Origin of the sequence: Hymenobacter armeniacus (assembly GCF_014699055.1) — a bacterium.
In the GTDB taxonomy this organism is placed as follows: domain Bacteria; phylum Bacteroidota; class Bacteroidia; order Cytophagales; family Hymenobacteraceae; genus Hymenobacter; species Hymenobacter armeniacus.
In genome coordinates this window covers 292,168-318,054 of the sequence record NZ_JACXAC010000004.1, presented here as the reverse complement: position 1 = coordinate 318,054, position 25,887 = coordinate 292,168, and the positions used below count along the sequence as shown (strand labels likewise).

At 65.6% G+C, this 25,887-nt stretch carries 21 protein-coding genes; all 21 read left to right on the top strand.

Features of this window, described 5'->3' with window-relative positions:
• The first annotated feature begins 74 nt into the window (after window positions 1–74).
• Window positions 75–1,031, top strand: a complete 957-nt coding sequence (metF, locus tag IC234_RS12870) for a methylenetetrahydrofolate reductase [NAD(P)H] (RefSeq protein ID WP_190925214.1) — start codon at window positions 75–77, stop codon at window positions 1,029–1,031.
• A gap of 82 nt (window positions 1,032–1,113) precedes the next feature.
• On the top strand, window positions 1,114–1,635 hold the full coding sequence (locus tag IC234_RS12865) for a tetratricopeptide repeat protein (protein WP_190925212.1): 522 nt from the start codon (window positions 1,114–1,116) through the stop codon (window positions 1,633–1,635).
• An 82-nt stretch (window positions 1,636–1,717) separates the two neighbouring features.
• A complete protein-coding gene (locus tag IC234_RS12860) occupies window positions 1,718–2,284 on the top strand; it encodes a hypothetical protein (RefSeq protein ID WP_190925210.1) in 567 nt (188 codons plus the stop codon).
• A 73-nt stretch (window positions 2,285–2,357) separates the two neighbouring features.
• Complete coding sequence (locus tag IC234_RS12855) at window positions 2,358–2,798, top strand: putative signal transducing protein (RefSeq protein ID WP_190925208.1); 441 nt, start codon at window positions 2,358–2,360, stop codon at window positions 2,796–2,798.
• Window positions 2,799–2,900: 102 nt separating this feature from the next.
• Window positions 2,901–4,025, top strand: coding sequence for a PA14 domain-containing protein (locus IC234_RS12850; protein ID WP_190925206.1), 1,125 nt, complete (start codon window positions 2,901–2,903; stop codon window positions 4,023–4,025).
• Window positions 4,026–4,101: 76 nt separating this feature from the next.
• Entirely contained in the window at window positions 4,102–4,884 is a 783-nt protein-coding gene (locus IC234_RS12845) for an aquaporin (RefSeq protein WP_190925204.1), read from the top strand.
• A 184-nt stretch (window positions 4,885–5,068) separates the two neighbouring features.
• Window positions 5,069–5,914 carry an SDR family oxidoreductase gene (locus IC234_RS12840; RefSeq protein WP_394354884.1) on the top strand — a complete coding sequence of 282 codons (846 nt, stop codon included), beginning with the start codon at window positions 5,069–5,071 and terminating at the stop codon, window positions 5,912–5,914.
• A gap of 85 nt (window positions 5,915–5,999) precedes the next feature.
• Window positions 6,000–7,409 carry an L-lactate MFS transporter gene (locus IC234_RS12835; RefSeq protein ID WP_190925199.1) on the top strand — a complete coding sequence of 470 codons (1,410 nt, stop codon included), beginning with the start codon at window positions 6,000–6,002 and terminating at the stop codon, window positions 7,407–7,409.
• 36 nt (window positions 7,410–7,445) lie between these two features.
• A complete protein-coding gene (locus IC234_RS12830) occupies window positions 7,446–7,595 on the top strand; it encodes an MFS transporter small subunit (RefSeq protein WP_190925987.1) in 150 nt (49 codons plus the stop codon).
• A gap of 60 nt (window positions 7,596–7,655) precedes the next feature.
• The gene (locus IC234_RS21855; protein WP_223827664.1) at window positions 7,656–8,558 is read left to right on the top strand and encodes a M20/M25/M40 family metallo-hydrolase; all 903 of its coding nucleotides are present in this window, start codon (window positions 7,656–7,658) and stop codon (window positions 8,556–8,558) included.
• Between the two features lie 18 nt (window positions 8,559–8,576).
• Window positions 8,577–9,179 carry a peptidase dimerization domain-containing protein gene (locus IC234_RS21850; RefSeq protein ID WP_317173376.1) on the top strand — a complete coding sequence of 201 codons (603 nt, stop codon included), beginning with the start codon at window positions 8,577–8,579 and terminating at the stop codon, window positions 9,177–9,179.
• Between the two features lie 144 nt (window positions 9,180–9,323).
• A complete protein-coding gene (locus IC234_RS12820) occupies window positions 9,324–9,932 on the top strand; it encodes a gluconate 2-dehydrogenase subunit 3 family protein (RefSeq protein WP_190925196.1) in 609 nt (202 codons plus the stop codon).
• Window positions 9,933–10,030: 98 nt separating this feature from the next.
• Window positions 10,031–11,728: a GMC family oxidoreductase gene (locus IC234_RS12815; protein ID WP_190925194.1), complete on the top strand. Its 1,698-nt coding sequence runs from the start codon at window positions 10,031–10,033 to the stop codon at window positions 11,726–11,728.
• Between the two features lie 95 nt (window positions 11,729–11,823).
• Entirely contained in the window at window positions 11,824–13,158 is a 1,335-nt protein-coding gene (locus IC234_RS12810) for a family 1 glycosylhydrolase (RefSeq protein WP_190925192.1), read from the top strand.
• A gap of 67 nt (window positions 13,159–13,225) precedes the next feature.
• A complete protein-coding gene (locus tag IC234_RS12805; protein WP_190925190.1) occupies window positions 13,226–13,789 on the top strand; it encodes a hypothetical protein in 564 nt (187 codons plus the stop codon).
• Complete coding sequence (locus tag IC234_RS12800) at window positions 13,789–14,124, top strand: hypothetical protein (protein WP_190925187.1); 336 nt, start codon at window positions 13,789–13,791, stop codon at window positions 14,122–14,124. The genes IC234_RS12805 and IC234_RS12800 overlap by 1 nt, the downstream gene beginning before the upstream one ends.
• 198 nt (window positions 14,125–14,322) lie before the next feature.
• On the top strand, window positions 14,323–14,877 hold the full coding sequence (locus tag IC234_RS12795; protein ID WP_190925185.1) for a hypothetical protein: 555 nt from the start codon (window positions 14,323–14,325) through the stop codon (window positions 14,875–14,877).
• Between the two features lie 242 nt (window positions 14,878–15,119).
• Complete coding sequence (locus IC234_RS12790; RefSeq protein ID WP_190925183.1) at window positions 15,120–17,696, top strand: DUF5686 and carboxypeptidase-like regulatory domain-containing protein; 2,577 nt, start codon at window positions 15,120–15,122, stop codon at window positions 17,694–17,696.
• A gap of 146 nt (window positions 17,697–17,842) precedes the next feature.
• The gene (locus tag IC234_RS12785; RefSeq protein ID WP_223827663.1) at window positions 17,843–19,810 is read left to right on the top strand and encodes a 7TM diverse intracellular signaling domain-containing protein; all 1,968 of its coding nucleotides are present in this window, start codon (window positions 17,843–17,845) and stop codon (window positions 19,808–19,810) included.
• A gap of 353 nt (window positions 19,811–20,163) precedes the next feature.
• Window positions 20,164–22,650 (top strand): beta-glucosidase, encoded by a 2,487-nt coding sequence (locus IC234_RS12780; protein WP_190925179.1) that lies wholly within the window; start codon window positions 20,164–20,166, stop codon window positions 22,648–22,650.
• 78 nt (window positions 22,651–22,728) lie between these two features.
• On the top strand, window positions 22,729–25,872 hold the full coding sequence (locus IC234_RS12775; protein ID WP_190925177.1) for a SusC/RagA family TonB-linked outer membrane protein: 3,144 nt from the start codon (window positions 22,729–22,731) through the stop codon (window positions 25,870–25,872).
• Window positions 25,873–25,887: the final 15 nt, after the last annotated feature.

The following is a 25,887-nucleotide window of genomic DNA, read 5'->3' as shown; positions in this document are numbered from 1 at the left end:
TCCGCGCCCGCAACACACGAAACAATTGCCTTCACGCTTCCATGCGCGGACTCGCAGAGTTCACGCTACATAAAATGAAAGTTACCGACCACCTCGCCCGCGCCAACGGCAAAACCCTCTTCTCGTTTGAGGTGCTGCCGCCCAAAAAGGGCGAAAACATCCACACGCTGTTCTCGAACATTGAGCCGCTGATGGAGTTCAAGCCGCCGTTCATCGACGTGACCTACCACCGCGAGGAGTACGTGTACCGCCACCACCCCAACGGCCTGCTGGAGAAGAAAACCGTGCGCCGCCGGCCCGGCACGGTGGGCATTTGCGCGGCCATCAAAAACCGGTTTGATGTGGATACCGTGCCCCACCTCATCTGCGGTGGCTTCACGAAGGAGGAGACGGAGAACGCGCTGATTGACTTGCACTTCCTGGGCATCGACTCCATTCTGGCCCTGCGCGGCGACCCCATTAAGAGCGAGGGCGTGTTCAAGCCCGAGCCCGACGGGCACGCCTACGCCTGCGACCTCATTGGCCAGGTGGCCAACCTGAACAAGGGCGAATACCTCGACCAGGAGCAGGACGAAGCTTGGGCCACGGACTTCTGCATCGGCACGGCCGGCTACCCCGAAAAGCACTTCGAAGCCCCCAACTACAACGCCGACATTCGCTACCTCAAGCACAAGGTGGACCGCGGGGCTGACTACATCGTGACCCAGATGTTTTTCGACAACGAGGAGTTTTTCCGCTTCGAGAAGCTGTGCCGGGCGGCGGGCATCCACGTGCCCATCATTCCGGGCCTCAAGCCGCTCACCACCAAGAGCCAGCTCAGCATGCTGCCCCGCTCCTTCTACCTCAACCTGCCCGAGCCGCTGGTGGAGGCCGTGAGCCAGTGCCGCGACAACGACGCGGTGCGGGCCATTGGCATCGAGTGGTGCCTCAACCAGAGCCGCGAACTGATGGCCCACGGCGTGCCCTGCCTGCACTACTACTCCATGGGCAAGGCCGAAAGCATCCGGCGCGTGGCCAAGGAGCTGTTTTGATTTCAGTGAACAATTAACAGTGAACAGTGAGAGTGAACAGTTAGCCGCAGGGCTCGTTTATGCTACCGAAACAGTGCCCGTCATGGCCCACTGTTCACTGCTCACCGTTAACTGTTCACTGAAAATGCTCGACGACCTGTTTGCCCAGCTGCGCACGGCCACCGCGCCGGCCGAGATTGAAGCCCTGCAAAGCGGCATTTGGCAGGCCTGGCTGAGCAGTGGCGACGCGGCCCTCGACAAAGAGCTCGAAGCCGGCATGCGCGCCATGCAAGCCGAGGACCACACGCTGGCCATTGCTTTGTTCACGCACATCCTCCAGATTAACCCCGATTTTGCGGAAGCCTGGAACAAGCGCGCCACGGCCCACTACCTGCGCGGCGAGTACAAAGCCTCGCTCGAAGACATTGCCGAAACCCTGCACCGCGAGCCGCGGCATTTTGGGGCGCTGTGGGGCAAAGCGGGCATCCTGCGGCAGCTGGGCGACTACCGCCGCGCCCTGCGCACCCTGGACCAGCTGGCCGCGCTGTGCGCCCACCTGCCCGGCCTGCACGAGCAGCAGCTGGCCCTGCGCGAGCTGCTCGAAGACGGCGGGCCGCTGGAGTAGCCCGGGTCCGGGCCCCTACCTTCGCCGGGGCCTGCCGTAGAAGGCGGCAACCCCAAGTCCTCCCACCCTATTTTGGCGCCCCATGAAACGACTAGTTGAACGTTCGACCTCCCATTCCGGCCGGCCGCTGTGGGCCCTGCTGGCCCTGGCCGCGCTTTCGCTCAGCAGCTGCGACTCGACCCCGCGCGAGCGGCAGGAAGCCGCCCGCACAGCCGGCCACGAGCTGGACACCCTGGCCCGCAAGGCCACCCGCAAAATTGCCAACGTGGGCAAAGCCACCGCCACCTACCACGAGGCCAACCGCGCCCGCCGCGCCCGCCCCCTCGACCCGCGCGAGCAGATTGCGATGGAAACCCGGCTGCTGGGCCCCTACTCCGGCCAGGTAAACGCCCTCACGCCCGCCGACCTGCCCAACGCCTACGCCCAGTTTGTGCGGGCCGTGCGCGCCGAGCGCACCACCTTCACCGACCGCGACTGGGACTACGCCCGCGCCGTGTACCAGCGCCTGAACGACCAGCTCAAGCAGATTCGGATGGACATGCCCACGCGCTACGAAGTGCCCATTCGGGCCCGCCAGGCCGAATTTGTGGCCCTGCAAGCCGGCCACGCCGCCAAAGGCATCAACGAGGCCACGAAGCAGACGAAGTAATTTTTCAAGCTGCTTAGGAAGAACGTCATGCTGAGCTTGTCGAAGCATGACGCTCTAAATTTACCGTACTCCCGTGCCCACCCCCGACTCCGTCGTTTTTCTCGAATCGTTTTACGAGCCGATGGCGGCCAACCTGGCCCGCACCCGGCTGGAGGCGGCGGGCATTCCGTGCTTTCTGAGCAACGAAAACCTGGTGGGGCTGCTGCCGCTCTACAGCCCCATCACGGGCGGGGTGCGCCTGCACGTGCGCCAGCGCGACGTGGAAGCCGCCTTGGCGCTACTGCACTCGGTGCCCGTGCCGCCCGCCACCACCCCCGACGTGGCCTCCTTCGCCGCCGAAGCGCCCGACCCCGTGACGCCCCGCTGCCCGCGCTGCGGGTCGTCGGACGTGGCCTGGGGGCCGGCCACGCGCAACACTTACGGGCTGTGGTCGGGGCTGCTGTCGGTGCTGCTGCGCTACCCGGTGCGCGGCAACCGCTTCCACTGCTTCCATTGCGGCCATGAGTTTAAGTAGCCCGGCTGCATTGTAAGAAGTGGATACTACCAACTCGCGCTATTTCGTTGCGGCAACATGAGTTGGCCGAACACTGGACGTTTTTATAGACTACTGCCGCTAATGCTGGTGCGTTTGCTGCCCGTACTGGCGCAGGCCCAGGGCCTACCCACCGGCACGGGCTTGCGCGGCGACTACTATGAAGGCACGAACTTCGAGCGGTTTGTGCTGACCCGGCGCGACGCCACCATCAATTTCAACTGGGGCCAGCAGCCGCCCGCGCCGGGGCTGCCGGCCGAGGATTTCTCGGTGCGCTGGACGGGCTGGCTGGTGCCACCTACCACCGGCCGCTACGTGTTTCACGTGACCGTGGACGACGGCATCCGGCTGTGGCTGAACGACCGGCTGCTGCTGAACGAGTGGCGCGGCCAGCCCCAAAGCAGCTACACTGCAGCCGTGGAGCTACGGGCCGGCGAGCCGTACCACCTGCGGGTCGACTACTGCCAATACGGGCTGGACACCCGCGTGTTTGTGACCTGGGAGCCGCCGGCTTCCCAAACGGTTTCTTCGTGGCGCAATCTGTGGGGAATGACTTCCGACAAGCCCAAGCCCACCCCCATTTCGGCGGCCTACCTGTACCAGTCCAACCCCAAGCCGGTGGCCAAGCGCGCAGCCCCTCCCCCTTCTGCGCCCGCCCCGAAAGCCATTCCGGCCGAGAGCAGGCCCTTGCCGCCCGCGCAGTTGCCTCGCAGCAAACCCCGAGTTGTAGCCGCGGCGCCGCGGCTCGCAAAACCAGCCGCCCTGCCTGCGCCGACGCCACGCTCGGTGCCGACAACTGCGGCCCCGTCCCCGCCCATTGCGGCCAAGCCCGACTCCAGCCGCCGGGTGCGCTTGGCCAGCCTGGCCGTGGGCGAGGCCATCACCTTGCCGGATTTGTATTTCGACCAAGGCCAGGCCCAGCTGCTGCCCGCCGTGCGCACCGCTCTCGACGGGCTGGCCGCGGCCCTGCGCGCCCAGCCCGCGCTGCGCTTCGAGGTGCAGGGCCACACCGACAACGTGGGCAACGCCGAGCTCAACCGCCAGCTCTCGCAGCAGCGGGCCGAGGTGGTGTGCCTCTACCTCACGGCCCACGGCGTGGCCGCCGGGCAGCTGCGCCCCGTGGGCTACGGCGGCACCCAGCCCGTGGCCGACAACGCCGACCCCGCCCAGCGCCCCCGCAACCGCCGCGTGGCCCTGCGCCGGCTGTAGCGGCCCGCGCCCGCGCCCCGGCGGCCAACCCAACGGGCTTTTCTGCGTTGCAGAAGCTCACCCGCCGCTGTTCGATATGGCCTTTGCCACCCGCCTGCTACAGGCCCTGCGCCACCACTGGCGCCACTACCTGACGGAAGCCGGCGGCCTGATGGCGTTTCTCACCGTGTCGAGCACGGCGGCCGTGCTGTTTCACCACCCCGATTCGGCGGTGGCGCGGGCGCTGGGGCCGCACGAGTGGATGCAGCGCGTGGGCGTGGGCCTGGTGGTGGGCGGCCTGATTGCGGCCCTGGCCTACTCGCCCTGGGGCAAACGCTCGGGCGCCCACTTCAACCCGGCCGTGACGCTGGGCTTCTGGCAGCTGGGCCACATTCGCACCGCCGATGCGCTGTGGTACGGGCTGGCGCAGGTGGCGGGCGCGCTGGCCGCGGGCTTTGGCATGCGCTGGCTGCTGGCGCCGTGGCTGGGGCACCACCTCATTCACTACAACACTACTGAGCCCTTGGACGCGCCCCACGGCTGGGCCCTGGCGCTGGGGGCCGAAATGCTGATTTCGGCCGTGCTGATGCTGGGGCTGCTGTGGGCCCTGCACTCGCCCACGCGCAAAAAATGGGCGGGGGCATTGGCCGGCGGGCTGCTGGCCGTGTTCATCGTGGTCGAGTCGCCGCTGTCGGGAATGAGCCTGAACCCGGCCCGCACCGTGGGCGCAGCGGCCGCGGCGGGTCGCGGGCCGGGGCTGTGGCTCTACGTGGTGGGCCCGCTGCTGGCCATGTGGGCCACGGCCGAAGCCTTCCGGCGCTGGCGCGCCGGCCGGCCGGTGGGCGAGCGTCCGCCCGTGTACCCCGACCCCACGGCCTAGCCCGCCGGGCCCGGGCGGCGGCCGGGGTAGCCATTTGCCGGGTTTACGCGTAAGCTGCACAGTCCATTTCTTTCAGCTCATGCCCACTAAAAAACCCGTGCCGGCCAAGCAGGCCGCCAAAAAAGCCCCTGCGGCCGCTAAGAAAGCCCCTGCCACGCCTGAGCGCCGCCCCACTGCCAAAGACATGAAAGCCGGCGCCCAGAAGCTGCCTTACCCAGCCAAGCAGGCCGACATGCGCCTGCAGCCCGACTCGGACCTGGCTAACTACCGCGCCGCCGGCAAGCTCAAGGATAAAATTGCCCTCATCACCGGCGCCGATTCGGGCATCGGCCGGGCCGTGGCCCTTGCCTTCGCCAAAGAAGGCGCCCACGTGGCCGTGGTGTTCAACGAAAACGTGGAGGACGCCGAAGAAACCCGCCGGCTGGTGGAGCGCGAAAAGCGCAAGTGCCTGCTGCTGCAGCTCGACGTGCGCGACTCAGAGCAGTGCAAACAGGCCGTGCGCCGCACCCTGGCCGAGCTGGGCGGCCTGAACATTCTGGTGAACAACGCCGCCTTTCAAAACAGCCAGGAGAAGTTTGAGGAAATCCCGGAAGAGCAAATCCGGCGCACCTTCGACACCAACATTCTGGGGTACATCTGGATGGCGCAGGCGGCCATTCCGCACCTGCAAGCCGGCGACTGCATCATCAACACGGGCAGCATCGTGGGCATCACGGGCATTCCGATTCTAGTGGACTACGCCTGCTCCAAGGCCGGCATTCACGCGCTCACCAAGTCGCTGGCCCTGTACCTGGGCGAGAAGAATATTCGGGTGAACTGCGTGGTGCCGGGCCCGGTCTGGACGCCCAACATCCCGGCTACCATGCCGCGCGAAGAGATTGAAAAGTTCGGCCATGAAGTGGCGCTCAAGCGCCCCGGGCAGCCCGAGGAACTGGCGCCGGCCTACGTACTGCTGGCCTCGCAGGACGGCTCATTCATGACCGGCAGCCTCGTGCACGTCACCGGCGGCAAGCTCAGCAGCGACGAATAGCCGGAGGTGGCCGGGCGTCGGACTCATCTGGTGTCACCTGTCATCCTGAACTCTCTCCGTCGCCCGTCCTTTAACCTGCCTCTTCATGGCTGAAATTTCTTCCTCGCTGCTCGACCGCAGCCGCACCGTGGCGGGCCCCGGCTACAACCGCTGGCTGGTGCCGCCGGCGGCGCTGGCCATTCACCTGGCCATTGGGCAGGCCTACGCCTTTAGCGTGTTCAAGAAGCCGCTGGGGGCGCTGCTCAGCGGCGACGTGGACCACCCCGCTGCCGGCGACTGGACGGCGGGCCAGATTGGCTGGATTTTCTCCATTGCCATTGTGCTGCTGGGCTTGTCGGCGGCCATTTTTGGCAAGTGGCTGGAGCGCGTGGGGCCGCGCAAGGCCATGCTGGCGGCGGCGCTGTGCTTTGGGGGCGGCTTTCTGCTGGCGGCGCTGGGCGTGCGGCTGCACAGCCTGGCGCTGGTCTATTTCGGCTACGGCGTGGTGGGCGGCATCGGGCTGGGCATCGGCTACATTTCGCCGGTGAGCACGCTCATCAAGTGGTTTCCCGACCGCAAGGGCGTGGCCACGGGCATGGCCATCATGGGCTTTGGGGGCGGCGCCATGATAGGCTCGCCGCTGGCCGTGGCCCTGATGGCGCGTTTCAACGACGTGGCGCCGCAGGGCGTGGCGCCCACGTTCATCGCCATGGGCTTCCTCTACTTCCTGTTCATGCAGTTTGGGGTGTGGACCATTCGGGTGCCGGCCGACGACTGGGCGCCCGCCGGCTACGTGCCCAACCAGGAGCACAGCGCCCTCATCACCGACCGGAACGTGTCGGCCGACAACGCCATCAAAACGCCGCAGTTCTGGCTGCTGTGGGTGGTGCTGCTCTGCAACGTGACGGCCGGCATCGGGGTGCTCGAAACGGCCTCGCCGCTCATTCAGGAAACTTTTTCGGACAAGGTCCTCGGGGCCGGGCGTGGCGTGACGGTGGCCGCAGCGGCCGGGTTTGTGGGCCTGCTCAGCTTGTTCAACCTGCTGGGCCGCTTCTTCTGGTCGTCGGCGTCGGACAAGCTGGGCCGCAAGGTCACGTATGCCCTCTATTTCGGGCTGGGCATGGTGCTGTATGCCCTGGTGCCAACGCTGGGCCACAATGCGCAGCTCACGCTGTTTGTGGTAGTGGCTTGCTTGATTATCAGCATGTACGGCGGCGGGTTTGCCACCATTCCGGCCTACTTGTCCGACTTGTTTGGCAAGTACCAGGTGGGAGCCATTCACGGGCGCCTGCTCACGGCCTGGAGCACGGCCGGCGTGCTGGGTCCGCTCATTGTGAACTGGTTGTCGGAGGGCCGCAAGGCCGAGGGGCTGAAAGGAGCCGCCGCCTACCAGCCCGTGTTCTACACCATGGCCGGCCTGCTGGTGGTGGGCCTGCTGGCCAACTTCGCCGTAACGCCCGTGAACGAGAAATACGCCGAGCAAGGCCCCGTCACGCCGGAAGCCGGCGGACACTGAGCTGCCTTGCATCTTCCGCCTTTGCTTATCACTGTCATGAATTCACACACAGATTCTTCTCCTCCATCTGCTCCGGCCGAGGCCAGCGCGGGCGGCTCAGTGATGCTGGCCTGGCTGTTTGTGGGCGTGCCGCTGGCCTGGGGCGTCTTTCAGACATTTATTAAAGCCCTCGCGCTATTCCGGTAGGCACCTAGACATGGCCGAAACGGCCGCTTTTCCGGTCGCAAAAGCCAGTAACTTACCGGCATGAAAAAACTTTGCGCGCTGGCCCTGGTGGTACTTCTTGGCTCGACTGCGGCCACCACCCCGCTGCAGCAGGTGCGGCGCTTCCGGCAGGCCAACGAGCGGGCGCTGCTCACGGAGTTTGGGCAGTTGGTGGCCATTCCCAACGTGGCCGCCGACACGGCCAACCTGCGGCGCACGGCCGTGTTTGTGCAGGGCATGATGCAGCAGCGCGGCATCCGGAGCCAGCTGCTGGCGGCGCCCACGCCGGGCGTGGCGCCGGTGGTGTTTGGCGAGGTGAAGACGCCCGGCGCCACCCGCACCGTCATTTTCTACGCCCACTACGACGGGCAGCCCGTGAACCCCGCGCAGTGGCGCGAGGGCCTGAGCCCGTTCACGCCCGTGCTGGCCACCGGGCCGCTCGACCGCGACGGCCGGCTGGCCCCGCTCCCCGCCGCCGGCCAACCCCTCGACCCCAACTGGCGCCTCTACGCCCGCAGTGCCTCCGACGACAAGGCCGGCATCATGGCCATTCTGACCGGCTACCAGGCCCTGGTGGCCAGCAAGCTCAAGCCCACCGCCAACCTTAAGTTCTTTTTTGAGGGCGAAGAAGAGCGGGGCTCGCCGCACCTGGCCGAGCTGCTGGCGCGGCACAAGGCCCTGCTGGCGTCGGACGTGTGGGTGATTTGCGACGGGCCGGTGCACCAGTCGGGCCGCAAGCAGGTGGTGTTTGGCGCGCGGGGCGACGTGAACCTGGGCCTGACCGTGTACGGCCCGCGCCGCCCCCTGCACAGCGGCCACTACGGCAACTGGGCGCCCAACCCCGCCCTGGCCCTGGCCCGCCTGCTGGCCTCGATGCAGGACAGCACCGGGCGGGTGCGCGTGGCCGGCTTCTACGACGACGTGACCCCGCTCACCCTGGCCTAGAAAGCCGCCCTGGCCCGCGTGCCCAACCTGGACGAAACCATCCGGCAGGAGTTGGGCTTTGCCCGGCCCTACGGCACGGGCCAGGCGCTGGTGGAGCTGCTCAACCAGCCTTCGCTCAACATCAACGGCATGCAGAGCGCCAACGTGGGCGCGCAGGCCGCCAACGTCATCCCGACTACGGCAGCGGCCATGCTCGACCTGCGCCTGGTGCCCGGCAACGACGTGCAGCGCCAGGTGCAGAAAGTCATTCGCCACATCGAGCGGCAGGGCTACCACGTCATCAGCGCCGAGCCCACGGCGGCCGAGCGGGCCCAGTACCCGCTTCTGGCCCGCGTGCAGCCCCAGCCCGGCTACAACGCCCAGCGCACCCGCCTCGACCTGCCCATTGCCCGGCAGGTGGTGGCCGCCGTGCAAGCCACCACCCCCGACCGCGTGGTGGAGCTGCCCACCATGGGCGGCAGCCTGCCGCTCTACGTGTTTGAGCAGGAGCTGCAGGCCCACACCATCACGGTGCCCGTGGCCAACTACGACAACAACCAGCACGCCGAAAACGAAAACATCCGCCTCGGCAACCTCTGGGACGGCATCGAAACCATGGCCGCCATTATGCTGCTGAAGTAGCGCCCCCGTCGCGGCCCAGCGGTGGCTGGCCGGACTTTTTGCGCGCGAAGTGCCGGGGCTTTCACCCGCGAAGAAGATTTTGCTCGTAAGGGAATATTAGCTGAGCCGTCTGAGGCGGCGTTGCCATCAGCTACAGCCTTTACTATGCCCGTCCCCACGTACCCGAGCGGCACCGTGCGCGCCCTGCTCGGCACCGAACACGTTTCCGAAGCCACCCGCGCCGCCCTGCAGGAGCGCCTCGATGCCCCCGCCGCCTACGCGCCGCAGTTGCTCAGCGCCGAGTCTTTTGCCTTGCTCGAAGCCGTGGCCGCCCGCCTCTTCCCGCAGCCCGACCGCCCCGAAGCCCCCATTGCCCTGGCCCCGGCCGTGGACCAGCGCCTGGCCGCCGGCCGCGCCGATGGCTGGCGCTACGACGTGCTGCCGCCCGACCGCGAAGCCATGCGCCTGGGCCTGGGCGGCATTCAGGAAATAGCGCAGAGTCTGTTTCAGGCCGATTTTCTGGCGCTGGCGGCGGAGCAGCAGGACGCGGTGCTGCAGGCCCTGGCCGATGGCCGCCCGCCCGGCGCCACCTGGCAAACGCTGCACGCCGGCCGCTTCTTCGAGGAGCTGCTGGCCGAACTTACGGAGTATTACTACGCCCACCCGCTGGCCCAGGAGGAAATCGGCTACGTGGGCATGGCCGACCTGCCGGCCTGGACGCGCATCGGCCTCAACGAAAAAGAAGACCGGGAGGTGAACCCAATGGGTGAGTGAGTGAATGGGAAATGGGGGACTGACTCTAGGGTCGTCTGCTCACTCGCCCGGCCGCTTATCCACCCATTCACCCATTCACTCATTCACCCATTGCAAAAATGCCCGACGAAGAAGTTCTCGAAGAAGGCGTCCTCAACCCCGTGAAGCCCGAAGTGCAGGACCCGCTGCTGCGCGCGCTGCTGGCCGACGAGCCCGCCGCCCCGGCACCGGCTGCCACCGACATTCCGCAGGAGCAGCCGCAGGCCATCCCGGCCGAGGCCGACGAAGTAGACTGCGTGGTGATTGGCCTGGGCGCGGGCGGGGCGCCGCTGCTGGCACGCCTGGCCATGGCCGGCCTGAAGGTGGTAGCATTGGAAGCCGGCCCCTGGCACAACCCCGAGAAAGATTTTGCCACCGACGAGCACGCCCAGAACTTTCTGTTTTGGAACGACGAGCGGCTGAGCGCGGGGCACGACCCGCTGGCCATGGGCAAAAACAATTCGGGCACCGGCGTGGGCGGCTCCACGCTGCACTACACCGCCTACACGCCCCGCCCCTTGCCCGACGACCTGCACCTGAAGCGCGACTTTGGCCAGGGCGAGGACTGGCCCGTGGGCTACGAGGAGCTGGCGCCCTATTACGAGGAGCTGGAGCAGTTTCTGGGCATTTCGGGGCCCACGCCCTACCCCTGGGGCCCGGCCCGACGCAAGGGCTACCCGCTGGCCCCGCTGCCGCTCAACGGCGCCGCCCAGCTCATGGTGCGCGGGGCCGAGAAGCTGGGCATTCGCACCTCGCCGGCGGCCAATGCGGCGCTGTCGGCGCGCTATTACCAGGAAGGCATTGGCTGGCGCGAGGCCTGCACCAACCGCGGCTTTTGCCAGGCGGGGTGCTCCAACGGCGCCAAGGCCAGCATGGACGTCACGTTTATTCCGCTAGCAGTGAAGCACGGCGCCGACATCCGCCCCAACAGCTTCGTGACCGAGATTGAGCGCGACGCCCAGGGCCGCATCACTGGGGTGGTGTACACGCAAAACGGGGCGCAGCAGCGCCAGCGCTGCCGCCACCTGTTCCTCTGCGCCGGCTCGGTGGAAACGCCGCGCCTGCTGCTGCTCAATGAGCTGGCCCTGACCAGCGGGCAAGTGGGCAAAAACCTGATGGCCCACCCCGGCGTGCAGGTGTTTGGCACATTTGAAGAAGCGGTGCGGCCGTACAAGGGCATTCCGGGCGCTTTGATTTCGCAGGACACCCACCGGCCGGCCGACGCCGATTTTGCGGGCGGCTACCTGCTGCAAAGCATCGGCATCATGCCCGTCACGTTTGCGGGGCAGGTGGCGCGGGGGCGCAAGCTCTGGGGCCAGCCGCTGCGCGACTACATGAAGAACTATAACCACGTGGCCGGCATCAACATCCTGGGCGACTGCCTGCCCCACGCCGACAACTTCCTGGAGCTGGCCGAGGAGAAAGACGCCCGCGGCCTGCCCAAGCCCCGCCTGCACTTCACGGCCCAGGAAAACGAGCAGCGCATGAATGCCCACGCCGAGAAAATCATGCGCGGCATCTGGGAAGCGGCCGGGGCTACGGATATCTGGGCGTTTCAGCGTTACGCGCACGTCATCGGCACGGCCCGCATGGGCCTGAGCGGCGACGACGCGGTGGTGGACGCCAACGGCCGCGCCTTCGACGTGCCCAACCTCTACATCGCCGACAATTCCACCTTCCCCAGCGCCCTGAGCGTGAACCCCGCCCTCACCATCATGGCCCTGAGCCTGCGCACAGCCGACAAGTTTCTGGAACAGCAGCAGCGGCGCGACGCGTGATTTTAGTTGTCAGTTGCTCGTTGTCGGTTGTTAGTATCTGACAGCTGCTCGAAAGAGCCAACAACTGACAACGAGCAACTGACAACTATCCCCAAATGAAAGCCTTCCTCACCCACATCAAGGAGAAATACGGCGACGGCAATTACGCCGGCGACGAGTTTGGCGGCGCCCGCGGGCACGACGGCCGCGGCCTGCCCACCGGCCTGCCCAACAACTTCATGTTTGCCACCGGCATCGAGTGCTCCAACCCCACCATCGACCACGGCCGCACGCGGCGCGACTTGCTGGAAGAGTGCGGCCACTACGAGCGGTGGCGCGAAGACCTGGCCCTGGTGAAGGGCCTGGGCCTGAAAGTGCTGCGCTACGGCCTGCCCTACCACAAAACCCACCTGGGGCCGGGCAAATACGACTGGGAATTTGCCGACCAGGTGATGGCCGAGATGCAGCGCCTGGAAATCACGCCCATCCTGGATTTGCTGCATTTCGGCGTGCCCGACTGGCTGGGCAATTTCCAGAACCCCGAGCTGCCGGTGCACTTTGCCGAGTACGCGGGCGCCGTGGCCCGGCGCTACCCCTGGGTGCGCTACTACACGCCCATCAACGAAATCTACGTGACGGCCCGCATGAGCGCCAAGGACGGCCTCTGGAACGAGCAGCTGAAATCCGACCGCGGTTTCGTGACGGCCATGAAGCACTTGGTGGCGGCCAGCATCATGGCCACCCAGCAGATTGCCGTGCACCGGCCCGACTGCATCATCGTGCAAAGCGAGTCGGCCGAGTACATCCACGAGCTGCGCGCCAACCCCTCGCCCGAGGTGGCGCTGGAAAACAAGCTGCGCTTTGTGTCGCTGGACTTGCTCTACGCCCACCACCCCGACGGCGACGTGCTCAACTACCTCTTCGACCACGGCCTGACCCGGCGCGAGTACGACTGGTTCATGGCCGGCGAGCCACCCGGCTACCAGATTATGGGCAACGACTACTACGGCCGCAACGAGCGCATCGTGCTGCCCGATGGCGAAATCTGCACCAGCATGGACGTGCTGGGCTGGTACAACATCACGCTGGAATACTACCGCCGCTACCGCAAGCCCGTGATGCACACCGAAACCAACGTGCTGGAAGCCCACAACGCCCCCACCTGGCTCTGGAAGCAGTGGGTGAACATCCTGCGCATGCGCGACGAAGGCGTGCCTGTGCTCGGCTTCACCTGGTACTCGCTCATCGACCAGCTGGACTGGGACATTGGCCTGGCCCGCAAAGTGGGCAAGGTGAACCCCTGCGGCCTGTTCGACCTCGACCGCAAGCCCCGCCCCGTGGCCGAGTGCTACAAAATGCTGCTGCAGGAATACGGCCAAATCACCATCGTGCCCCACGGCGAGCTGTTTGAGGTAACCAAGTCCCCGGCCACGCTGAAGGTGGAAGTATAAGGCTGAGCCAGTGCCTCGTGGCTGCATTTTCATTCCGCGCTCACCCGCTTGGTTCTTCTTCGGCTCTATGAATCGCCCGCGGCCCCAAAACCAGTGGCACCAGTTGCTTTGGCAGCACGGCTTGCTGCTGGCGCTGGGCCTGGCCCTGTACCTGATTGACAAATACGAAGGCCTGACGCCCGGCGCCATCACCGGCGTGCTGCTGCTGGCCGCGGCGGGCAAAACCGGCTATTTTCTGCTGCACAACTTCCGGGCCCTGGCCGCGCTTCGCCAAGCCTTCCGGCAGTTTGTGCTGCTGGTGTCGCTGAATCTGTTCATGATTGCGCTGTCTTTCGCGCTCGATTTTTACTGCCTCCACCGCGTGAACAGCAACGCCTTTGCCGGCCTGCGCGCGGGCAGCGAACTGGATGTTTTTGGCCAGCTTTTTTATTTCAGCGTGGGCACGCTCATCAGCAACACCGAGGGCAGCGCCACGCCCGCGGTGGGCGCCGCCCAGCTCCTGCTGCTGCTGCTGGAAAAAATAGCCGGCTTCGTGTCCACGGTTTTCGTTATTTCAAACGCGGCCAACTTCCTGCGGCCCACGCCCCGCCGCAAGCAAGCAGCCCTGCCCGATAATCCGGCCCAGCCCTGATGCCTTCCACTGCCCCGCATACGCCCCCTGGCCTGCTGTTGCGCGTGGCCGCTGCCTGGCCCTTGCCGGGTTTGGGCCTGCTATTATTGCCCCAAGGCCCCGCACCCGCATTGGCACCATACGCCCTGCACACCGCCCTGGCTGTGGAAGCGCGGCTGCCCGACGGCGCGCGCCACGCCGCCGTGGCCACCGTGGAGGAAATGACGCGGCCCGAAACGCCCAACGCCCCCACCCGCGGGCTGCTGCTTGATGTCGGGGCGGCCACCTTACCGGCGGGCACGGAAGTCTGGCTGACCGATGCCGCCGAGCCGGGCCTGACTTTGCCGCTTGGCTAACCGGGCTCGGCCGCCGTTGGCAGACGGGTGCACCCGCCCGTCGACTTTTTGCTCCACTTGCTCGACGGGTATTGGAAAAGCTGAAATGACCCAATAGTTTGGCCACCAGGAATGAGTCTTCGATGATTGTCCCAACGGGGCCCCGCGGATTCCCTCGTTCTCAAACTATTCCATTTCCATCTTTTCCATTCCCACCTCATGTTCAAAACCTGTTTATTGCTGGCCTGCGCGGCGTTGCTCACCCTGCTCACGCCCACACTCAACGCTTCGGCCCAGTGCCGCGACCCCTGGATTGCCCAGGCTTACAAGCAGGCAGCCAACCGCGCCCCCGTGGGCCAGGGCGAAGTCTGCGAGTGCAACATCCGCCTGTACAACAACGGCAGCTGGGGCAACTACAACGAGCTGCTCGGCTACGTGCGGCAGTTTCTGGCCAGCGGCACCCGCTTGGGCTACACCCCCCTGCCCAATGGCAACTTCGCCGTGGTCGTTCTGAATGGCAATCAGGTTTCTGCTGTTGCAGTACAGAACTCTGGCGGCAACGTGGTGGCGGCCGGCGGGGGCAATGTGGTAGCCGCGGGTGGCGGCAATGTGGTGGCCGCCGGTGGGGGCAACATGGTGGCGGCGGGCGGCGGCAACATCACCGGCTTGAGCAGCAGCACCCCGGGCTTTGCCTTCGGCATGAGCCGCGGCCTGCTGGCGGCGGGCGAACGACGCGTGGCCACGAGCGGCAACGGCGCCATCGTCATTCGCTAGGCCCGGCCGGCGCCTTTGCCGGCGGTTTTCTTCTTCAAGGTAAAAAAGCCCGTGCCCACGCACGGGCTTTTTTGACGGCTCCGTTAACGTTGGCCGGGCCAGGACAACAGTTGGTCCGCCAGGTTTAATTGTTGGCCCGAAATTTTCATACTTTCGGCTTGGAACTAGTTGGGAGCCGCGTACGCTTTGCGTAAATTGCCGGACTACTTCAGGTTCTTGCATTTGGCTCCTTACTACTCAGTATGAAATTTTTTGCTCCGCTGCTCCTGGCACTCCTGTTGGTGTTGCCAGCCGCAGCCCAGCGTATTGTAATCAGCGGCCAGGTAGTGGAGGCTACGAACGGTGAGCCGGTGCCGTTTGCCTCCATTTTCGTTCCCAAAACCAGCGCGGGCGTCACCGCCGACGCCGACGGCAAGTTTCGGCTGGCCGTGACGGGCTCGCCCGACTCCATTGCGGCCTCGGCCATGGGCTTTGCCACCCAGCGCCGCAAGCTTAGCGACGCTCCCACCCAAAACGTGCTGTTCCGGCTGAAGACCGGCGGCGTGGCGCTGGCCGAAGTGGTGGTATCGTCGCGCCAGCCCGAAAACCCCGCTTTCCGCATCCTGCGCGAAGTGCAGAAGCACAAGCCCGAAAATGAACGCTCGGCCCTGCAAGCGGCCGAATACGACTCCTACAACCGCATCGAAACCAGCCTGATTGACGTGCCCGCCAACCTGGCCAAGCGTAAGGTTATCAAGGACATTCGGGCCCTGGCCGTGCGCCAGGGCGCGGCGGCGGCGGCCGACGGCGACGCGCCGTTGCCCATCTTCGCCTCCGAAGTAGGCTCGCGGGTGTACCAGCGCAACGCCCCGCTGCGCCGCCGCGAAGACCTGCTGCACAAGCAGATGCGCGGCGCCGGCCCGCGCGAGGGCTCGGTGCTGTCGCAAATGCTGGGCTCGAACTTCCAGAATTTCGACTTCTACCCCAACTGGCAAAACGTGCTGGGCAAGGACTTCATCTCGCCCATTGCCGAAGGCGGCCGCCTTACCTACGACTACGAGCTGCAGGACTCGGTGTTTGTGGGCAAAGACTGGTGCTACAAGATAGCCGTGACGCCCAAGCGCAGCCACGACCTGGCCTTCAAAGGCACCATCTGGATTACGCAGGAAGGCTACGCGCTGCGTCGCATTGACGTGGTGGCCAGCCCCGACGCCAACATCAACTTCGTGAGCGACCTGCGCATTTATCAGGACCTCACCTCGCCGGGCGACGGCCCGGGCCTGCCCGTTCGCACCAAGCTGGTTCTCAGCGTGCGGCCTTACGAAAAGCAGGCCGCCATGCTGGTGCGCTTCACCACGGTGAGCAGCAACTTCGTGCGCAACAAGCTCCACACCGAGCCGGGCTTCTACGACCAGCCCATTGTGTCGTCGCTGATGGAGCCGGCCGAGCAGGGCGACGGCGGCCTACTCTCGAGCCAGCCGCAGGCTGGCGCCCGCGGTTATTTCGACGAGCACCGGCCCGACACGCTCAGCCTGTCGGAGCGCCAGACCTTTGCCGTGCTCGACTCGGCCAAGCAACTGCCGTCGGTGCGCAACCTGCTCGACTGGGTCGACCTGCTGGTGAACGGCTACAAGCGCGTGGGCCGCTGGGACATTGGCCCCATCCTCACTTCTTACGCCCACAACGACTACGAAGGCAGCCGCATCCGGCTGGGCTTCCGCACCACGCCCAGCATCAGCCGCGACTGGGTGACGCAGGGCTACGTGGCCTACGGCACGCGCGATACCCGCATCAAGTACGGCATCCGGACCTACTACATTGCCGAGCGCCGGCACTGGACGCTGCTCACCGGCGAATTTAAGCACGACGTGGAGCAGGTGGCCTTGCTGGACAACGACTTCACTTCCTCCGACAACTTATTTGCGGCCGCCTCCCGCTGGGGACGCTTCATTCAGGGCCGCCCCATCCTGCGCGACTTGTACTCGCTCAGCGTGCAGCGCGACCTGTTCCACGGCTTCACCCAGACCCTGACGCTGCGCCACCAGGATATTTCGCCGCTACACGACTTCGCTTACTACTCCACCACCGACCGCGGCCCGTCGGCGCCCATTGGCCACGACCTCACGCTGTCGGAAGCAGTGCTAGAGTCGCGCTACGCCCCCGACGAAAACCTGGTGCAGAGCGAAAACCGCCGCCGGGCCGTGGGCCTGAAGCGCTGGCCGGTGTTCACGTTCCGCTACACCCTTGGCTACCGCAACCTCTTCGAAGGCAAGACGCCGCCGCCGTACCAGAAGTTTAACCTGCTGATTACGCACAGCGCCTCGATTGGCCAGTTGGGCCGGCTCAATTACCGCCTCGAGGGCAGCTACATTCCCGATGCGGTGCCCTACCTCATCCTCAAAACGCCGCTGGGCAACCAAACGCCGTTCTACAACGCCAACTCGTTCAACCTGATGAACTACTTCGAGTTCGTGACCGACCGCTCGGTGTCGCTGCGGCTCGACCACCACTTCGAAGGTTTGCTCCTCAACGGCATCCCCGGCATTCGGGCGCTCAACTGGCGCCTAGTGGGCACGGCCAACGTGCTGTATGGCACCTTGTCCAAAACCAACACCACCCAGCCCCGCCGCGACATGAGCGGCCACGAACTGGCCCCCATCCCCACCCTCGACAAGCAGCCGTACGTGGAAGTGGGCTACGGCATCGAGAACATTTTCAAGTTTATTCGCGTCGATTTCATCCACCGCCTCACCTACCGCGACCAGCCGGTGCGCGAAACGACCATTACGCCCAAGCACCAGAATTTCGGCATCAAGGTGGGCGCGCAGTTCCGCCTGTAAGGCTTTGCCCCGCTTGTTTCAAGAAGCCCACCGGTTCAAAGCCGGTGGGCTTTTTGTATTTTAGACGCCTCATGCAACAACCAGACACTGCCGATTGGCCCCGGGCCCAATGCCGGGCGTTGGAAAGCCCGCTCAGGCGGTTTTTCTTGCTCCTGAGCCTGGTGCTGGCGGGCCTGCTGGGCGGCGCGCCGCAAGCCCAAGCCGCGCCCGAAGACACGCTGGTGGTCGACCCGGCGCAGTCGGCCATTTACCTCGACGACAACTACTACAGCCTGCTGGAAGACCCCACGGGCCGCCTCACGCTGGCGCAGGCACAGAGCCCTACGTGGAGCCGGCGCTTTGTGCGGCTGCGCGGTTCGGGCCACCCGGCCAACATCGACCACACGCGCAGCGCCTACTGGCTGCGCATCACGGTGCGCCACGCGCCCAACGAGACGGCGGCCTGGTACCTGGAACTCTACGACTCGCACATCGGCCAGGCGCTGTTTTTCCGGCCCCGGCCCGGGAGCACATCCGCCTACGACAGCGTGCTGACCGGCGCCAGCCTGCCCTTTGCCACCCGCCCGCACCCCTACAAGAACTTCCTGTTTGACCTGCCGCCGCGGCCGGGCCAAACCGCGACCTACTACCTGCGCCTGCATTCCGATACGCGCACCAGCTTCCGGGCCATGCTGCACAGCGGGCCGGGGCTCATTCCGGAACTGTCGGCGCAGTATTGGCTGCTGGGCATATTCTACGGCATCCTGGTCATCATGCTGCTGTACAACCTGATTCTGTTCTTCTTCCTGAAGGAGCAGACGTATCTGTCGTACGTGCTCTACGTGCTGAGCGGCACGCTATTGTTTCTGACCGAAGACGGGCTGGGCTTTCAGTACCTGTGGCCCGGCGGGCCAGGGCAGAACCACTTCATTGGGGCGGCGGCGCCGGTGCTGCTGCTCATCACGTTTGCCGTGTACGCCAGCGGCTTTCTCGACATGGCCTCGCGCGTGCCTACCCTTTACAGCCTGGGGCGCTGGGTGGTGGGCCTGAGCACGGCCCTGCTGGTGCTGGATGCGGCCGTGGTGCATTCGGGGTTCAGCTTCTGGCTCTACCTGCTGCCGTATGGCCTGCTGTATTACTCGGCCTTCCGGGCCTACCGCAGCGGGCTGCGCCCGGCGCGCTACCTGTTGCTGGCGCAGGCGCTGGTGGCCAGCAGCCTCACCTTCCTCATCATGCGCAAGCTGGGCATCGACTTCTACAACAATGCCTACACCGTGTATAGCCTCTACGCGGCTTTTGTGGCCGAAGTGGTGATTCTGAGCTACGCCCTGGGCGAAAAGCTCAAAGGCCTGATGGATACGACCCTGCTCACCCAGCATCGGCTGCTGAAGCAGCTGCGCAAAAAGCACCAGGCCCAGGACCGCCTGGTGGAGCAGATGCGCGAAAACCAGGAGCTCAAAGACCGCCTCAACACCGAGCTCGAAGCCCTGGTGGCCCAGCGCACCGCCGAGCTGCGCCGCCAAAACGACACCGTGGCCGCTCAGAATCGCGAGCTGCTGGAAGCCAACGGCTTGCTGGCCCTGCAGTCGGCCGCCATCGAAACCCTCAACGCCGAGCTCAGCCGCGACCTGCACGCCGAGAAGGCCGCCCGCATCGAAGCGCGCGAAGTCGACTTTGGCGAGTTCAGCCAGATTTATCCCGACAAAGACGCCTGCCTGCGCTACCTGGCCGGCTTGAAGTGGGACCATGGCACCTACCGCTGCCGCAAGTGTGGCCACGAGAAGAGCTGCGAAGCCCGCGAGCCCCACGCCCGCCGCTGCACCCGCTGCCGCTACGTGGAGTCGGCCACCGCCGGCACCCTACTTCAAAAGTGCAAATTCTCGATTGTGAAGGCGCTGTACGCCGTGTTCCTTCTGCACGCACACAAAGGCAACTACTCGCCGTCGGAACTGGCCCGCGTGCTGGAGCTGCGGCAGGCCACCAGCTGGGCCTTTGCCCAGAAAGTGCTGGCTGCCCTGCAGCGCCGCCGCCACGCCCCCGACTACGAAGAAGGTGAGCCGTGGACGCATGTGCTGCTGGATGCCACCGCCGACGCCGAAGTGACCGAAGAAGCCCCCGCGGAAAGCATAAAATGACGGCCCCAACCTTCCGGTAACGATTGCGAATGCTAGGCTTCCCACGATTTGGGCTTGGCGGCATAGTAGGCGCAGAATTAGGTGGGGGTGTGGGTATGTGCGGCGTGAAGTCAATTTTTTTTCGATTTCTCGCACTTTTTTTCGTTGTTTTTTAGCCCAAGACCAGGATTTGCGAAAAGGCGCTGCCCGGCAAGTTGGCGCACAAAGCGGTTTTTTTACGTGTGCAGCAAGCGTATAACCACTTAGGCAAACAAGCGTAAAAACCCTTAAAACAAGCAGCTGAGGCGGTTTTTGCACTTGCATTTGCCAACCACAGGCCCATACATTTGAGCGTCCTATCCCACCCGACGCTCGTGTTTTTTCCCGTAACCACCTCCTTTTCGGTTGCTGTTGCGCGTACCCGCTGGTCGTCCCTCCGGGGCTGCGTCAGCTGGCGTGCGCTGCTGCTGAGTGCGCCGCTTTTGGCCGCCTGCCAGCGGGCTGCCGTGCCCACCGCCGGCGTGGCGCCCGCCACTACGGTGAGCGTGGGGGCAGTGCCCGCCCCGGCCGTGGCCGCCTTCAGCCCGCGGGTGCAGCAGCTGCTGGCCCAGATGACCCTGGAAGAGAAAATCGGGCAGATGACCCAGCTCAACCTGTCGGCTATAAATACCACGGGCGAAGACAAGGACGTGGTGCTGGACTCGGCCAAAGCCACGGCGCTGGTGCGCGATTTTCACGTGGGCTCGTTCATCAACGGGCAGGCGGTGCCGGCGGCGCAGTGGGTGCGCTACTCGGCTGCGCTGCAGCGCATTGCCCTGCGCGAGTCGCGGCTGCACGTGCCCATCCTCTACGGCATCGACCACATGCACGGCGCCAGTTACGTGAGCGGCACGGCCATTTTCCCGCACAACCTCAACCTGGGCGCCACCTTCAACCCCGACCTAGCCCGCCAGACGGCCCGCGCCACGGTGCTGGAGTCGGCGGACCTGGGGCACCACTGGCTGTTTGCGCCGGTGCTGGATTTGGGCGTGAACACCTACTGGCCCCGCCTCTACGAAACCTACGGCGAAGACCCGCTGCTGGCGGCCACCATGGGCGCCACGTTTGTGCGTGAGGCCCAGACCAACAGCGAGATAGCACCCTACAAAATAGCGGCTTGCGCCAAGCACTTCATCGGGTACTCCGACCCGCGCAACGGCTGGGACCGCACCAACGCCCTCATCCCCGACCAGCGGCTGCAGGAGCTGTTTCGCCCTTCGTTCCAGGCCGCAATCGATTCCGGCGTGAAAAGCGTGATGGTGAACTCCGGCGCCATCAACGGCGAGGCCGTGCACGCCTCCAAAGCCATTCTTACCGACCTGCTGCGCCGCCAGATGGGCTTCCGGGGCGTGGTGGTGACGGACTGGGGCGACATCAACCGGCTGGTGAAGGTGCAGAAGGTGGCACCCAACGAAAAGGAAGCCACCTGGATGGCCCTCGACGCGGGCATCGACGTGGCCATGACGCCCTACGACACCAACTTCTGCCGCTACGTGAAGGAGCTGGTGCAGGAAGGCCGCCTGAGCGAGGAGCGCATCACGCTCTCGGCGGGCCGGGTGCTGCAGATGAAGGAGGAAATCGGCTTGTTTGAAAACCCCATGCCCCGCGCCGACCGGCTGGCCCGCGTGGGCGACCCGGCCCTGCGCGCCCAGGCCGTGGCGGCGGCCCGCGAGTCGCTGGTGCTGCTGAAGAATGAGAAGAACGTGCTGCCGCTGGCTCCGGCCCGCGTGAAGCGCCTGCTGGTGCTGGGCCCCTCGGCCGAGTCGCGCGCCAACCTGTGCGGCGGCTGGACGCTGGCCTGGCAGGGCCGCGCCGAAGAGGGCTACCCCAAAGACGTGCCCACGCTGGTGCAAGCCCTGCGCAAGGAATACCCCAACGCCACCGTCGAGGCCCTGCCCTACCGCGACGCCAAAGGCAAGCCGTTGCTGACCAGCATATCGGCCGCCGCCAAGCGGGCTGATGCCGTGGTGCTGGCCCTGGGTGAGCGGCCCTACACAGAAGTGCTGGGCAACACCTCGGACCTGACCCTGCCCGACGACCAGCAGCAACTGGTGCGCGCGGCCCAGGCCAGCGGCAAACCCACGGTGCTGGTCATCATCGGGGGGCGGCCGAGCATCATTCGGGCGGTGGCGGGCGGCAGCGCGGCCGTCATCTGGGCGGGGCTGCCGGGCTACGGCGGCGGCACGGCGCTGGCCGAAGTCATCAGCGGCAAGACCAATCCCAGCGGCCGGCTACCGTTTACCTATCCGCAGTTTGCCGGCCACGTCACCAACTACCACCACGACGCCAACGAGAACAGCGCCGAGCTGAAAGATTTTGCGGCCGGCTTCTCGGCCCCGGGCACCCAGTACAAAAGCACGATGCTGACCGAGTTTGGCGAGGGCCTGAGCTATACTGCCTACGCCTACTCGGGCCTGACGCTTAGCGACTCCGTGCTCACGGGCACCGCCGCCCGGCTGCGCGCCACCGTGCAGGTGGCCAACACCGGCACCCGCGCCGGCCAAGAGGCCACGCTGTGGTTTCTGACCGATGAAGTGGGGCGCATTGCGCGGCCGGTGCGGCTGCTCAAGCACTTCGAGAAGCAGCCCTACGCCGCCGGCCAGACCCGCGCACTGACCTTCACCATCGAACCCCTGCGCGACCTGAGCTACCCCGACGGCCAGGGCCGCCCCCAGCTGGAAGACGGCTGGTACACGCTGCGCGTGGGCACCCAAACGGCGCGGTTTCGCTACGTGGGCAGCGCCAGTGCCAACAGCAGCGCGCCCACCAAAACTACCGGCGCGGTAGTGCCGTCCAGCGCCCCGCCAAACTCAACCAACTAACCGAGCCGCCGACTGGCCGCCCGTTGCGGGCGGACTCACCTTCTAACATTTTTTCCCACCCACTTCACAATTCTCATTATGAAGCGACCTGTTTACTTACATGCGCTGCTCCGCCGCACGGCGGTGATGCTGGCCTGCGGGCTTCCCGCGCTGGCGCACAGCACCCCAGCCGAGGCCGAGAGCCGGCTGGTTCGGCCCGCGGCCGACGTGCCCGTGAGCGGGCGAGTGACCGGGCCCGATGGGGCCGGCCTGCCCGGCGTGACCGTGCTGGTGAAAGGCACGTCGGTGGGCACGAGCACCAACGCCGACGGCGCTTTCAGCCTGATGGCGCCCGAAGGCAGCACGCTGGTGTTCAGCTTTGTGGGCTACACCACCCAGAGCGTGGTGCTCACGGCCGGCAACGCCAGCGCCCTGAGCGTGAGCCTGAAAGAAGACACCCAGAAGCTGAACGAAGTGGTGGTGGTGGGCTACGGCACCCAGCAGCGCGGCAGCGTGACGGGGTCGGTGGCCTCGGTGAGCGGCCAGGAAATTGCCGCCTTGCCGGTGGCCGACGTGTCGCAGGCCCTGCAGGGCCGGGCAGCGGGCGTGACCATCACCTCCAACGGCGGCGCACCGGGCGGGGCGGCCGGCACGTCCATCCTCATCCGGGGCATCACCTCGGCCGGCAACAACCACCCGCTGTTTGTGGTGGACGGCTTTCCGCTGCCCGACTCGGGCGAAGACCAGCTCAACGTCATCAGCCCCAACGACATCGAGAGCGTTGACATTCTGAAAGACGCTTCGGCCACCGCCATCTACGGCGTGCGGGCCGCCAACGGCGTAGTCATCATCACCACCAAACGCGGCAAGGCCGGCAAGTCTACCGTGAACGTGGACGGCTACCGGGGCGTGCAGAGCACCTGGCGCAAGCTGGGCCTGCTGAACGCCCAGGAGTACGCCGTCATCAACAACGAAAATCGCATTGCGGCCAACCAGCCCATTGTGGTGGACCGCCTGCGCAACCCCGCCGCCTTGGGCGAAGGCACCGACTGGGAGAAAGAGGTGTTCCGGACGGCCGCCATGCAGAACTACTCGCTGGGCGCCACCGGCGGCAGCGACAAGGCCCGCTACGCGGTGTCGGGCAGTTACTTCAAACAGGACGGCATCATCATCGGGACCAATTTTGAGCGCTTTACGCTGCGCGCCAACGGCGACTTGCAGGTGAACAAGATGCTCAAGCTGGGCAACAGCATCCAGCTCACGCACCAGGAAGACCGCCAGATAACGTCCAACAGCGGCGAGTACGGCACGGTGCAGCAGCTCATTCGCATGATTCCCATCGTGCCCGTGTACCGGCCCGACGGCTACTACTACGAGCCGCGCGGCCAGCAGGACAACTTCGTGGAAGAGAACCCCTTGGCCCAACTCTACACCAACCGCAAGTACGTGCGCAACCGCTTGCTCACCACGCTGTTTGCCGAGTTGGAGCCGGTGAAGGGCCTGCGCTTCCGCACCAACGTGGGCGTCGACTTCAACTTCACCAACAACAACAGCTTCGCCCCCAAAATCCCGGAGCTGACGGTGGGCACCGACGTGTACACCACGCGCTACTCCACGGCGGGCTCGTTTTCGCAGGCCAACACCATCTACAGCTACCTGATTGAGAACACCGGCACCTACGACCACCTCTTTGCCGACAAGCACCAGGTGACGTTCCTGCTGGGCCAGTCGGCACAGCTCTTCAACAGCCAGGAAGTGGGCGCCTCGCGCAACGGCTACCTGAGCAACGACCTGCAAAACCTCAACAACGGCCCGGTGAACCCGCAGCTCGGCAACTTCGGCTACCTGGGGGTGCCGTCGCACCTGGCCAGCTACTTTGCCCGCCTCAACTACGAATACGCCGGCAAGTACCTGCTGCAGGCGGTGGTGCGGGCCGACGGCTCCAGCGCCTTCCCCCCCGGCGCCAAGTTCGGCACCTTCCCCGGCGTGTCGGTGGGCTGGCGCATTTCGGAGGAGAATTTCATGAAGGACAACCTGGTGGTGAGCAACCTGAAGCTGCGCGCCGGCTACGGCAAGGTGGGCAACCCCAACAACGCCGGCCGCTTCGCCTACCTCTACTCCATCAACTCGCAGATTAACTACCCCTTCGGGCCCAACGGCACCATCTTCACCGGGGGCGCCCCCACCCGCCAGCCCAACCCCGAGCTGCGCTGGGAAACCAACGACCAAACCAACTTCGGCATCGACCTGGGCTTGTTCGACAACCGCATCGAGGCCACCCTGGACCTGTACAACCGCAACTCGCCGAACCTGATTACCTCGGTGCCGGTGTCGCTGGTGTCGGGCACCTACGAGAACGTGCCCCGCAACGCTTCGTCGTCTTACAACCGCGGCCTCGACTTCTCGGTGACTTCGCACAACTTCCGCAACGCCGGCCGCGGCCTGGTGTGGAACACCACGCTCAACTTCTCAACCTTTAAAACCCGCCTCACTTCGCTGGGCGCCGGCCTGCCCTTCAACGGCCAGGGCTCGCTGAGCGGCGACATCGTGCGCTACGAGCCGGGCTACGCGTTTGGCTCCTTCTACGGCTACGTGGCCGACGGCCTGTTCCAGACGCCCGAAGACGTGCGCAACCACGCCACCCAAACCGTGAACGCCGACCCCACCAAGGCCACCAGCCCCGGCGACATCCGCTTCCGGGACCTGAACAACGACGGCAAGATTGACGCCGCCGACCGCACGTTCATCGGCAACCCCAACCCCGACTTCACCTACGGCCTGACCAACACGCTGACCTACGCGGGCTTCGATTTGAGCGTGTTCCTTCAGGGCGTGCAGGGCAACGACGTGTACAACCTGAACCGCTACCTGGAAGAAGCCCCGCTGTACGGCAACGCCAGCGGCGGCACCCGCGTGCTGGGCCGCTGGACCGGTGCCGGCACCAGCAACGACGTGCCCCGCGCCATTGCCGGCGACCCCAACAACAACCTGCGCGTGAGCAGCTACTACATCGAAGACGGCTCCTACCTGCGCGTGAAAAACCTGACCCTGGGCTACTCGCTGCCCAGCACCCTGCTCAGCCGCATCAGCGCCCAGCAGATTCGGGTGTACGTGAGCGCCCAGAACCTCTTCACCTTCACCAAATACACGGGCTTCGACCCGGAGGTGAGCCCCAGCGGCGTCGACCGCGGCATCTACCCGCAGGCCCGCACCTTCCTCGGCGGCCTCAACATCGGGTTCTAATCGCCTCTTCCCACC

Excerpts from the sequence above, each read along its gene's own strand:
- IC234_RS12865 (WP_190925212.1), top strand. The coding sequence starts at position 1,114 with ATGGCCCACTGTTCACTGCTCACCGTTAACTGTTCACTGAAAATGCTC.
- IC234_RS12850 (WP_190925206.1), top strand. The coding sequence starts at position 2,901 with ATGCTGGTGCGTTTGCTGCCCGTACTGGCGCAGGCCCAGGGCCTACCC.
- IC234_RS12815 (WP_190925194.1), top strand. The coding sequence starts at position 10,031 with ATGCCCGACGAAGAAGTTCTCGAAGAAGGCGTCCTCAACCCCGTGAAG.
- IC234_RS12800 (WP_190925187.1), top strand. The coding sequence starts at position 13,789 with ATGCCTTCCACTGCCCCGCATACGCCCCCTGGCCTGCTGTTGCGCGTG.
- IC234_RS21855 (WP_223827664.1), top strand. The coding sequence starts at position 7,656 with ATGAAAAAACTTTGCGCGCTGGCCCTGGTGGTACTTCTTGGCTCGACT.
- IC234_RS12810 (WP_190925192.1), top strand. The coding sequence starts at position 11,824 with ATGAAAGCCTTCCTCACCCACATCAAGGAGAAATACGGCGACGGCAAT.
- metF (WP_190925214.1), top strand. The coding sequence starts at position 75 with ATGAAAGTTACCGACCACCTCGCCCGCGCCAACGGCAAAACCCTCTTC.
- IC234_RS12775 (WP_190925177.1), top strand. The coding sequence starts at position 22,729 with ATGAAGCGACCTGTTTACTTACATGCGCTGCTCCGCCGCACGGCGGTG.
- IC234_RS12805 (WP_190925190.1), top strand. The coding sequence starts at position 13,226 with ATGAATCGCCCGCGGCCCCAAAACCAGTGGCACCAGTTGCTTTGGCAG.
- IC234_RS12845 (WP_190925204.1), top strand. The coding sequence starts at position 4,102 with ATGGCCTTTGCCACCCGCCTGCTACAGGCCCTGCGCCACCACTGGCGC.
- IC234_RS12795 (WP_190925185.1), top strand. The coding sequence starts at position 14,323 with ATGTTCAAAACCTGTTTATTGCTGGCCTGCGCGGCGTTGCTCACCCTG.
- IC234_RS12860 (WP_190925210.1), top strand. The coding sequence starts at position 1,718 with ATGAAACGACTAGTTGAACGTTCGACCTCCCATTCCGGCCGGCCGCTG.
- IC234_RS12840 (WP_394354884.1), top strand. The coding sequence starts at position 5,069 with ATGAAAGCCGGCGCCCAGAAGCTGCCTTACCCAGCCAAGCAGGCCGAC.
- IC234_RS12820 (WP_190925196.1), top strand. The coding sequence starts at position 9,324 with ATGCCCGTCCCCACGTACCCGAGCGGCACCGTGCGCGCCCTGCTCGGC.
- IC234_RS12830 (WP_190925987.1), top strand. The coding sequence starts at position 7,446 with ATGAATTCACACACAGATTCTTCTCCTCCATCTGCTCCGGCCGAGGCC.
- IC234_RS12790 (WP_190925183.1), top strand. The coding sequence starts at position 15,120 with ATGAAATTTTTTGCTCCGCTGCTCCTGGCACTCCTGTTGGTGTTGCCA.
- IC234_RS12835 (WP_190925199.1), top strand. The coding sequence starts at position 6,000 with ATGGCTGAAATTTCTTCCTCGCTGCTCGACCGCAGCCGCACCGTGGCG.